Annotated in this window: 6 protein-coding genes; 2 read left to right on the forward strand and 4 right to left on the reverse strand. The window is 36.1% G+C overall.

Annotation, left to right across the window (positions count from 1 at the left end):
• Window positions 1–97 precede the first annotated feature (97 nt).
• Window positions 98–6,214 (forward strand): AAA family ATPase, encoded by a 6,117-nt coding sequence (locus tag ABXH34_RS06790; RefSeq protein ID WP_353571110.1) that lies wholly within the window; start codon window positions 98–100, stop codon window positions 6,212–6,214.
• A gap of 238 nt (window positions 6,215–6,452) precedes the next feature.
• Here ABXH34_RS06790 and ABXH34_RS06795 read toward each other — a convergent pair whose 3' ends face one another.
• From ABXH34_RS06795 to ABXH34_RS06805, 3 genes are all read right to left on the reverse strand, one after another.
• A complete protein-coding gene (locus ABXH34_RS06795) occupies window positions 6,453–7,139 on the reverse strand; it encodes a Dph6-related ATP pyrophosphatase (protein WP_353571111.1) in 687 nt (228 codons plus the stop codon).
• A 321-nt stretch (window positions 7,140–7,460) separates the two neighbouring features.
• Complete coding sequence (locus ABXH34_RS06800; protein WP_353571112.1) at window positions 7,461–8,738, reverse strand: ABC transporter substrate-binding protein; 1,278 nt, start codon at window positions 8,736–8,738, stop codon at window positions 7,461–7,463.
• Window positions 8,735–9,598, reverse strand: coding sequence for a prohibitin family protein (locus ABXH34_RS06805; protein WP_353571113.1), 864 nt, complete (start codon window positions 9,596–9,598; stop codon window positions 8,735–8,737). The genes ABXH34_RS06800 and ABXH34_RS06805 overlap by 4 nt, the downstream gene beginning before the upstream one ends.
• Before the next feature lie 734 nt (window positions 9,599–10,332).
• Here ABXH34_RS06805 and mreC point away from each other — a divergent pair.
• Window positions 10,333–11,217, forward strand: coding sequence for a rod shape-determining protein MreC (mreC, locus tag ABXH34_RS06810; RefSeq protein WP_353571114.1), 885 nt, complete (start codon window positions 10,333–10,335; stop codon window positions 11,215–11,217).
• A gap of 100 nt (window positions 11,218–11,317) precedes the next feature.
• Here the strand turns inward: mreC and ABXH34_RS06815 are convergent.
• A partial coding sequence (locus tag ABXH34_RS06815; protein ID WP_353571115.1) for a phage integrase occupies window positions 11,318–11,967 on the reverse strand: 650 nt, incomplete at its 5' end.

The following is an 11,967-nucleotide window of genomic DNA, read 5'->3' on the forward strand; positions in this document are numbered from 1 at the left end:
ATGAAAAGTGCTAGATAAATAATTTAAAGTCAGTTTAATAAATTCATATTATTTCACCAGATAATCATGGAATACGACTTATTTGATTAGGAAAATTATGTTTTCAATACAGGGTTATACATTAACTGAAAAGCTATTTGATAGTGCACATACTCAAATTTATCGCGGGTGCAGAGATAGAGATCAGCTACCTATTATTTGTAAAGCACTTAGTAATCAACAGCCAACACCACGTGACATGGCTCGTTTTCAACGAGAATATCATTTAACTAAAAGACTTGATAATACTGGCTTTATTCGAGCTTATGAACTTGTGCCTTATAAAAATACTTGGGTCATGATCTTGGAGGATATTGGTGGCCAGCCTTTATCAAAACTCATGGGCTACTATCAAGCTGATATAGAAAAATTTTTACAATTCGCTATTCGCCTGACTGAATTGCTTGGTGAACTCCATCAGCAAAATATCATGCACAAAGATATTAACCCTACTAATATTGTTGTGAATCTAAATACGCAACAAATTCAGCTTATTGATTTTGAAATTGCCACCGAATTATCACGTGAAACCCAAGAAATTCGCAGCCCAGATACCTTAGAAGGCAATTTATATTATATTTCGCCTGAGCAAACAGGGCGTATGAATCGTAGCATTGACTATCGTACAGACTACTACTCTCTGGGTATAACATGGTATCAAATGCTGACAGGTCGATTGCCATTTGAAGCAAAAGATGCAATGGAATGGGTTTATTGCCATATAGCTAAAATCCCCCAACCCCCTATTGAAATTAACTCACAAATTCCTTATCCTATTTCTGCCATCATTATGAAATTAATGGAAAAAACTGCAGAAAAACGCTATCAAAGCACATTTGGCCTATTAACTGATTTAAAGCGAAGTTTAGACCAATTACGCATAATGGGGCGGATTGACAGTTTTAGTCTAGGGATCAAAGATGCGTCAAGCCATTTCCAGATTCCCGAAAAATTATATGGACGTGAAATGGAAATCAAATTACTGGTTTCTAGTTTTGATCGTGTAAGCCTTGGACACAAAGAAATGATGCTGATTGCTGGATACTCTGGTATCGGCAAATCCGCTTTAGTACATGAGGTTCACAAACCCTTTGTGAAAAAACAAGGTTATTTTATCAGTGGCAAATTTGACCAGTTTAAACGTAATATTCCTTATGATTCATTATTTCAAGCTTTTCGTGCTCTAATTCAGCAGTTACTCACTGAAAATGAAGAACATATTCAAAATTGGAAATATAAGCTTAATCAAAAATTACACCCCAATGGACAAGTATTGATTGAGGTTGTACCTGAAATTGAGCAAATTATAGGTGAACAAGCGGCTGTACCTGAGTTATCGCCCAATGCAGCACGTAACCGTTTTAATATGGTGTTACAAAATTTTATCAGCACCTTTTCAGACTTTGATCAACCATTAGTTATATTTTTCGATGACTTACAATGGGCGGATGCAGCAACTTTACAACTACTTGAATTATTAATGAATGATGACAAGCAAAAATCATTATTTATTATTGGTGCATATCGTGATAATGAAGTGGATGAATTTCATCCTTTAATGATGGCTTTAAAAAATATTCGTCGGCAACAAGCCGTTGTCAATGTAATTACGCTTGCACCGCTGGCTTTATCACACGTGAGCCAGTTAATTGCTGATAGCCTAAAAACTCATACAGACAAGGTTAATCAAGTTGCACAATTATGTTGGGAAAAAACCCGAGGTAATCCCTTCTTTCTCACTCAATTGCTACACATGTTCTACCAAAACAGAGCCATTGAATTTGATATACCCAACGGTTATTGGCGGTGGTATTTAGAAAAAATGCAACAAGCGGATATTAGTGATAATGTTGTTGATTTAATGGTGAATAAAATTCAGCAACAATGTACAGGCAGTCAATCCGTATTAGAACTTGCGGCCTGTATTGGTAATCAGTTTGATTTAAAAACCTTATCATTGGTTTACCAGCACTCTGTCACCGATACCGCCAATGCTTTATGGCAAGCTTTACAAGAAGAATTAATATTACCACTAGGTGATATATATAAATTTGTAGATCAGAAAAAAATGACTCGGAGTGTTGAAATGATTCCCGTTTATCGCTTTATTCATGATCGCGTCCAACAAGCAGCTTACTCACTCATCGATAATGAACAAAAAGCCTCAACCCACCTACAAGTGGGGCAATTATTGTTAGAAAGCAGTTCAGAACAAGAATTAGAAGAGCGTTTATTTGAAATTGTCAACCATTTGAATTTAGCCAAAAAATTAATCAAATCTTCTGATAAACGAAAAAAACTAGCTGAATTAAACTTAAGAGCAGGGGAAACAGCAAAAAGTGCAGCAGCTTATGAACCTGCGCTGGCTTATTTGCAATGTGGATTACATTTATTAGAAATTGATAGCTGGCAACTCGACTATGAACTTAGTTTAGGGCTATATGTTCATGCCACTGAAGCTGCATTTTTAAATGGTGATTACGATCAGATGAATCAATGGGCTGAATTAGTATTGCAAAATACCAGCGATATTTTAGATCAAGTCAAAGTTTATGAAATTCAGATACAATCTTTTATGGCATTAAATCAGCCATTGGAAGCGGTGAAGTTTGCTTTATCTGTTTTAAGCAAATTAAAAGTACATTTCCCGAAAAATCCAACATTAGCCCATATTTTACGCGATTTTTACCGTTCTAAATTAACCTTGATGGGTAAACAAGTTGAACAATTGAGTTCCTTACCTCACACTCACGATCCGTATGATTTAGCCATAATGCGGATTATGAATCGAATTTATTCAGCCGCGTATATTGCTGATACCCATCAAATGATTTTAACCTCAATTAAGTTAACCACATTTTCAATTCAACATGGTAACTGTCCGATTTCAGCCTTTGCGTATTCGAGCTATGGATTGATTTTGTGTGGTGTGATTGGTGATATTAGCTTAGGCCACCGTTTTGGTAAATTAGCATTGCAAGTATTAGATGATTTTAATGCTAATGAGTTGAAATGTCGTACTTATTTTATGGTGAATAACTTTGTATGGCATTGGGAAGCCCCTTTACGTGAAACACTTGAGCCACTATTGGAAGCTTATCAATCAGGTGTGGATACGGGAGAATTGGAATTTGCAGGCTATTCAGCATTTATGTACTGTAATTACAGTTTTTTTGCAGGTAATCCATTAGACCTGGTCGAAAAAGAAACCATAAAATATGTCACCGCTATTGACCAAATTCAACAACAAACGCCGTTATATTACAATCAAATCGTATTGCAAACTGTATTAAACCTCCGAGGTGCAAACCCACACCAACCTTGGATGTTAACAGGTGATGCTTATGATGAGACTGTCATGTTACCTTTGCATACTGATGTTAATGATATTACTGCATTAGCATTTTTGTATGTGCACAAAATGATGTTGTGTTATTGGTTTGAACAATATGATTTGGCTTTAGAATATGCAGAAAAAGTAGACCCTATGGGTATTGCATCCATGTTTCATAGTACTGTATTTCACTTTTATGCAGCATTATCTCGTTTGGCATTGATGGCAAGAACTGACAAGTCGACGCGAGCTAAACATTTAAAAGCACTTAAAAATAATTGCAAAAAGTTGAAAAAATGGGCTAAACATGCACCAGATAATAATGCACATCGTTATGCCTTGATTAAAGCAGGGAAAGCTCAATTAGCAGGTAAAACCTTAAAAGCATTACAGTATTACAAACAAGCCATTGATTTAGCACAACAACATGGTTACAGGCAAGAAGAAGCAATTGCTTGTGAACTCTATGCGCGTTATTGGCAATCACAAGGTGATGCAAATGTTACCGCAACTTATATTAAAGAAGCCTTCTATCTTTACCAAAATTGGGGATCAAGCAGTAAGTCAGACTTGTTAAAAATCCGCTACCCCGAACTCAATTTAGGTGTTGTGACTAAAGCAATTAGCACCACACCCAATACCACGATTAGTACAATAAGCACTGGACATGGCAGTATTTCAGATTTAGATTTAATTTCAATTATTAAAGCTTCACGTAGTTTATCTGAAGAGGTTCAGCTCGATAGTTTATTGAAAAAACTGATTAATATTGTGATAGAAAATGCAGGGGCACAACATGGAATACTGTTATTAAAGAAAGGCAATCAATGGATTATTGAAGAACATAGTCATACACAGCAGTTTACTATTTCCACATCAAAACCACTAGAGCAGTCTGATATCCCAATTGTTCCAATATCACTGATTAAATATGTTATTCAGTCACAAAAACCTGTAATTTTGGATGATGCCCAAAAAGATGAATTGTATCGATTAGATAATTATATTCAATCTCAATACGTTAAATCTATTTTATGTAGCCCTGTATTAAACCAAGGCAAACTCATTGCGATTATTTACTTAGAAAATAATTTAAGCACGGGTGTTTTTACCCGTAGTCGGTTGGAATTGGTGCAATTACTATCGAGCCAATTAGCTATTTCGATTGAAAATGCACGTTTATATGCTAATTTGGAAGAGAAAGTTCAACAACGTACAGAAAAACTGGCTCAAGCTAATGATTCAATTCAAGAGTTAAACTTGCGTTTAGAAGAAGAAAATCAAAAACTGGCAGAAGCACGTGAATCAGCTTTAAAAGCCGCTGACTCTAAATCTATATTTTTAGCTAATATGAGTCATGAAATTCGCAGCCCAATGAATGCTATTGTGGGTATGGCTGATATTTTAGAAGACACTCAATTAGATGCAGAGCAAACAGAATATTTAAATACAATTCGCAGTAGTAGCAATACATTATTGACTTTAATTAATGATATTTTAGACTTTTCTAAAATTGAGGCCAAAAAGCTGAATTTAGAACAACGAGAATTTGATTTGCGTGACTGTATTGAAAATGCTTTGAATTTAATTAGTGCAAGGGCTGCCGAAAAACAAGTTAATTTACTTTATTTTTACAATGACAACGTACCTCAATGTGTAAAAGGTGATAGCACCCGACTCCAACAGATTTTAGTAAATTTACTCAGTAATGCGGTGAAATTTACCGAAAATGGTGAAATTCAGGTACAAGTGCAAGCGAAACCTGTTGCTAATGATTTGTATCAAATTCAATTTACGGTACAAGACAGTGGAATTGGAATTCCTAAAGATAGACTTGAATCCTTATTTAAAGCATTTACCCAAGCTGACCCCTCAACTACGCGAAAATATGGTGGTACAGGGTTGGGCTTAACAATTAGCAAGCATTTAAGTGAATTAATGAGCGGCCAAATCTGGGTTGAGAGCGAAATTGACATTGGCTCAAAATTCCATTTCACAATTCAAGTACCTGCTACTGAAAGTAAGCCATTGCAAGTGTTATACGAAACTCATGCTGATTTGCAGGGTAAAAGTCTCTTTTTGCTAAATTTAACACCGAATAATCGTTTATTTATTGAGCAGCAAATCGAACGCTGGGGTATGATTATCGCGCCTGAAATTTCCCAAGATGTAGACTTTGCAATGGTTGAGTTAAATCAAAATCAAATACCTTTAGGTAAGATTCAATCCAAACCATTAATTGCCCTCACTCATCTATGTGGCAAACAGCACCGTAACGCGCCATTCAATGCTTGCCTCAATAAACCGATACGCCCCAAACGTTTATTAGATATTTTATTACAATTATCAGAAGTGCCACAAAATGAACTCGTTAAACCAAAAATAGAGCCAAAAGTAAATATATCCACACCCGAACACTATCAAGATATGCAACAAACCAATGATATTGTATTGCCAAAGAAAAGTGGTGATAAATTAGATATTTTGTTAGTAGATGACAATGCAGTCAATCGAAAAGTAGGGGCTTTACAGTTGAAGAAACTAGGTTATCAAGCTGATATGGCTGTTGATGGTTTAGAGGCGCTAAAAGCATTGCGTAATAAATACTATGATGTGGTATTGATGGATATGCAAATGCCCAATATGGATGGTTTAGAAGCAACACGAGAAATTATCAAGAACTGGCCAGAAGCTCAACGACCTTGGATTATTGCTATGACAGCAAATGCAATGAAAGAAGATAAAGAAAAATGTTTTGCAGCAGGGATGCAAGACTATATTAGCAAACCCGTACGAGGCAATGATTTGGCAACGGCTTTAAATAATGTCCCGAAAAAATAGCCTTCAAATCAAAATAATTTGATTATAGGAAGTTACAGTTTCACATTGATAAAGTCAATCTAGACCCTCTATTTGAGTTAGGAATAAGAATACAATAGGTGCAAACGTTGAAACTTTCCGCATACAAACGACAGCGATTACATTCAATCACTATTATTGCATTCCCACTCCTAAATTGGGTTTTATTAAATAATGAGTCAATTTTGAATAGCTCATTTTAATTACTGGGTCTCTGGAATTAGTAATTCAGTGATAATAAATTCAGGTCTGCAACCCAATTGTCATTTACTGTTTTGACATTGTTGGCTTTGATTGGAATTGGATTTGCGAAAATAGGCCCATCCACAACAACAGTGTGATATTCACCATTTTCTCCTGTCGGGTCTACGCCTTGCAGTGCTTCCAGCTCTTCAATACATTGCGTATCTAAATAGCGGCCAGGATAATTTTGCCCCAATTTATCTGAAGCGGTCATAATCATGGCGACAAATCCAGATGTCACATATTCTGCTAATACGCGTGATTTGGGCGTACCCCACAAAGGCAAGTAGGTTTGCAAGCCCGCTTGTTGGCATAAAGCCTCATTGCCACGTCGATGATTATCTAACGAAATGTCGCCAAAAATGACAATATTAATATCCATGGCTTTCAATTCTTGTAGCACATCTAACATACCTTGGTTGTAATTTGCTTTATCCGCAGTTTTGGTCAACAAAGGAATATTTAAAGACAAGGCCTGTGCTTGCAATACATCTCGTGGAATGGGCAGAGAATAAGAATATTCACCACTCTCATCCAACATAGTTAGTAAAAATTGGGGCTTTGCGCCTGCCCTAATTGCACGGTATAAGGCAAGACAAGCATCTCTACCACCATTCCATGCGCACACAAAAGGTTCACCTGCTGCTGGTATTTGGTATGTCATGAATGCTCCCCTTTTACAGTGACCAATAAACAATAAACGCTAAACAATTGACTACTAGTCAAAATTCGTACCTCATACCCCTGTGAGCGATTAACCATCAATTAATAAACCATGGGCTATAATGAGTTTACACGCTTACTTAAACTGGCGTTGTTGGCTTAGAGTCAGATGCTAAAACCAAAAGCAACCCAATTGGAGGTGTAAGCAATAAAGATGCAAAAAAATATCCCCAAAAACCCATTTTACGATTTTGTCCCAATAAGCCAATCAGAAATGCTGGGAGAATGGACATTAAAATAACATGTGCTAACATGATTCACCTCATTCTGCAAGCATTGCAGATTTTTGTTCATTGAATTTAATTAGCTCTAAAATGAACGGCACATTGGCACCTGGTATGAGTTCAAATTTACCATGATGCACGGTATAAAAGCTATATTGTTTACCTGTAATCTCACCATCTTTAGTAAAAGAATGAGGGCCTGTTACGCCTAGCCAATACGGCTCCATATAACGTAATTGTGTCGCTAGCACAATCGGCACAGTAGAATCAGATTTTTCAATAACATGGGCTAATAACATAATACTATCATAGGCTTGAGCTGCCCAAGCATCAGGTTTCTTGCCATATTGCTTTTTAAAACGAGAGATAAAACCATGAGCTAAATTGAATGATTCATTAAATGGGGCGGGCACTGCAAAACCTTCTGCGGCATCTCCTGCTAACTCAATTAATTTAGGATGGTACATTAAATTAACCCCAACAAAAGGGTGTTTAATTCCCATATTACGGGCTTCTTGTAGGATTCGGCTGCCTGTATCTTCATTGGTTGCAACAAAAACCACATCAAATTCTACGCCTTTCAGATCAGACATAATGTCTTTAAAACTTTTCTTGGTTCGGAAAAATGAGCGACGATAGATAATCTTAGCATCAAGCTGCATATCTGCAATGGTCTCTGCAAAAGATTCAGCAACTTGGCTACTATATTCAGTTCGATCATACAGCACCACAATTCTTTTCTTTTCTAAACTGTAATAAATATAGCCTGCCAATTGCTTAGATTCTTGATAATTATCGGGAATAAGACGAAAAGTATACATAAAATTGTGGCGAGTCAGCTCAATATTAGTCGCACCGGGTGCTAAATATAGTACACCAAAATATTCATAAGTAATTGATGCTGCAATCGAGGTTTCAGAAATACTATGTCCAACCACGGCCACGACATCGGTATTCACCACTAATTCCTCGGCAACGGTTTTGGCTGCAAATTGTGCGTGATTACGCATTTTCTTACTAAAATCAAAAAAGCCTGCTTGTAAATAAACTGCTTCATCTTTTTCAATTAAATTGATTCTACGACCTAAAACTCCGCCTCTAGCATTTAATTCTTGGGCCGCAAATCTTGCCCCTTCAAAAAATAAGCTTTGGGAACGGCTATCCCATACCACACCAATATTAATGGGTGTTCTACGCTTATGGGCTTTATCTGCTTTTTCTTCGCGCTCAAATTTAAATTTATACGCAGGTCTTTCGCAGCCTGTTAGATTAATCAGAACCGCAGCAATGCAAATTACATATAAAAAACGCATCATTTGAGTGGTGCACCTAAAATTAAAGGTAGTCCATTAGTGCCTTGATTACCAAAGATAAGCACTTTTGCATTTTCTGATTCAGATAGCTCTGCCGTCGCTTTAATACCTTGCCAAGTCAACATTTTATCATCCAAAGTTTCTGCAATAATACGTTGGTAGTCTTTAATACCTTCTGCTTCGATTCGTTTACGATCTGCTTCTTGTTTTTCGCGTTCCAGAATATAAATATAGGATTTATATTGTTCTTCATAGACTAATTTATCTTCAATGGATTTGGCCACAGGTTCAGGTAAGTCTAGGCTACGAATAATAATGTCACTGATCCGTACATATTTACGGCCTGTTTCTTCCAATGCTAAAACGATAATATTACTTAAAACACCTTCTTTATTCGTATAAATATCTTCGGGGGTATATTTACCAATATTACGCCTCATCACCGACTCAATCTGCGGAATAATAATTTTATTCACATAGTCTGGGCCAATCTTTTGATGCAGTACCCCAATCAGTTCATATTCTGGGTGGAAACGAATCGCAATTTTTAAATACACGGGTAAACCTTGATTAGTCAGTACTTTAAATTGATGTTTGACTAATTGTACCCGCGCATCATAAATGTGCATGATGTCCCATGGAAAAATGATATGTAGTCCTTCTGGATACACATAATCAGTCACTGTACCAATCGTAAAGCGTTTATATAACACACCCGCTTCACCCCCATTAATAGTGATAAAAATACGTGGCCATAAAAAAACGACCAACAAAGTTGTAATCATTGAAATAACAACAATATAAGGTATATTTTCTTGTATCCAAACACGAGCTCTACGTTTTGTACGCGCTACTGATACCACATTGACCTCCGCTATAACTCATCTAAAATGCTTGCCATTTTTGGTAGCTTATTCTAAATAATTAGAATCATTTTAGATGAATAACTGCTTTTCCTAGAATATTAAACCGCAATTATAGCAAGATTATAATCGATGATTAGGATAGTTTTTGCTAGTTTAAAATTTTTGATTTTGATGCGTAAAACAGCAAGCGGTTTTTCACAGCAATATTGTTTAAGAAATCAAGCAAAAGAAAGTCTGTTTAATCTAAATTTTTTCTCAAAATAAATCTGATTCAATAGCGTTATTGCATCGTTTAAAATCAAATGGCTACTATAGATATTGCAACCTTAAAAAACAAAGAGTTAGCGATTAAAATTAAAATCTCACAATTCAGCACAAGTAGCAGAAATTTTATCATATAAATCAGTATTATGAATGCGAATGTGTTCCATGATAATCCGATAGCTCAGCTTGGTAGTGTTGTATGTCCAAGAAATTCTATTCCAAGAATTAATATGTCAAGCAGAGCTTGAAAGACAGGCATGACCAAATAAAATTTAGTAATGAGCATGTTTTCTAATTTTTGTTCTCCAGTCAAGTGAGCCATTTCTGGTTTTTTTATGAGGAATGTTGAGCTTAAGATGGGGATAATTTTTAGCAAAACCTGAAAAACCTAAAGCCCAATTCAGAGATTTGCTAATACCGTCTAATTCACAGATAATTGCCCACTGCTCATTGCTAATTGAATCGTCATGGATGAAGGCATAAAACAACAGATTATTCACCCTTTGTTTACCCGAGGCCCATCACCAACCCTGCGCTTGTTTATATTTTTTAACTTATCGCTGATATTGATGATGGTTGACCACCGCTTGGGTTACTTAGAAACAGTACGTTCTCAACTTTCACTGATGGTATATCCCATTCAATATATGGTGGATTTACCTGTAAAAGTGGGTAGTTGGATGTCAGAAAGCTTACATTCACGAGTTGAATTACTAGAGCAAAAAAATAGGCTTCAGGCTGAAAACCAAGAATTAAAACTCAAATTATTACGTTATCAAGATTTAAAAAATGAAAACGATCGGCTGCGTACTTTACTAAATTCATCAAAACGGGTTGTGGCAAAAACCTTAGTCGCTGAAATTCTATCGGTAAAAGTTGACCCTTTTCGACGTAAATTAGCGATTGATAAAGGCAATTATCATGGTGTATTTAAAGGGCAGGCGATTGTAGATGCACATGGCGTTATGGGACAGGTGATACATGTGAATTATATGACCAGCACCGTGTTATTAATCACTGACCCGCACCATGCGTTACCAATTGAAATCAGTCGCACAGGTGAGCGTAGTATTGCGGAAGGCTTAGGCGCAGTAAACCGTTTAGCATTGCTCTATTTAGCCAATAATGCCGATATTAAAATTGGGGATGAACTAGTCACTTCAGGCTTGGGTGGACAATTTCCTAAAGGCTATCCTGTCGGTAAAATTGTTGAAATTAATCCAGATATTGGCCAATCTTATGCGCAAGTACAAGCTGTACCTTCCGCATGGTTTGAGCGTAACCGAGAGGTGCTACTCATATGGTCAGAGCCAACAGTATTGAACCCTGAAGAAAGTGAGATAGCTGAATAATCTTAAATAATTGGCTATACTATTTAATAATTATAAATTACCAAAAATGTGTAATAGATTAATTTTATTTAATTATTTTGATATTTAAAAGTTGCTTTTGTCACAAAATAGTCAACGGATTTAAAGTTTTAGCCTGTTCAAGATGTTCAGGCGAATATTGTGCGTAAATCATGGTCATCTTCATGTCGCTGTGCCCTAAGATTTCTTTTAACGCAAGAATATTTCCGCCGTTGGCAATAAAATAAGTTGCAAAAGTATGCCTCAATACGTGGCTGGCTTGATTATCTCTTACCTTAAAACTGCACTTTTTTAGAGTTCTTCTAAATATGTGGTAGCTTTTTCTAAACAATTGCTCATTAGAGTTATTTTTTAGTTCTTCGCACAATTCACTGCTTAATGGTACAGTGCGATTTCTACCACCTTTAGTATTGATGAAAGTGATGCGGTCATTGCCAACTTGAGATTTAGTCAGATTTTCTACCTCTGACCATCTTGCTCCAGTGGCTAAACAAATCTTAGTAATTTTAACTGCGCTTTTATTTCTGGACTGTTCTAACTTTTCCAGCAATTCCTTAATTTCTTCGGTTGATAGATGTCGTCTTTCTAATTCCTTCGTTTTTAAAGGTTTAATTGCCTTTACAGGGTTATCCTGCGCCCATTTTTTGAGATTAATTAATTGATTAAACATGATTTCCAAGTAATTTATATACTTGTTTATACTGGTTTTTTTCATGTTATTTTCTAAATAAA

It is taken from the genome of Candidatus Albibeggiatoa sp. nov. BB20, assembly GCA_016744725.1.
Classification (GTDB): domain Bacteria; phylum Pseudomonadota; class Gammaproteobacteria; order Beggiatoales; family Beggiatoaceae; genus Albibeggiatoa.

What these genes read in the sequence shown, in the direction of transcription:
- ABXH34_RS06790 (WP_353571110.1), top strand. Translation starts at nt 98, where the DNA reads ATGTTTTCAATACAGGGTTATACATTAACTGAAAAGCTATTTGATAGT.
- ABXH34_RS06800 (WP_353571112.1), bottom strand. Translation starts at nt 8,738, where the DNA reads ATGATGCGTTTTTTATATGTAATTTGCATTGCTGCGGTTCTGATTAAT.
- ABXH34_RS06795 (WP_353571111.1), bottom strand. Translation starts at nt 7,139, where the DNA reads ATGACATACCAAATACCAGCAGCAGGTGAACCTTTTGTGTGCGCATGG.
- mreC (WP_353571114.1), top strand. Translation starts at nt 10,333, where the DNA reads ATGGATGAAGGCATAAAACAACAGATTATTCACCCTTTGTTTACCCGA.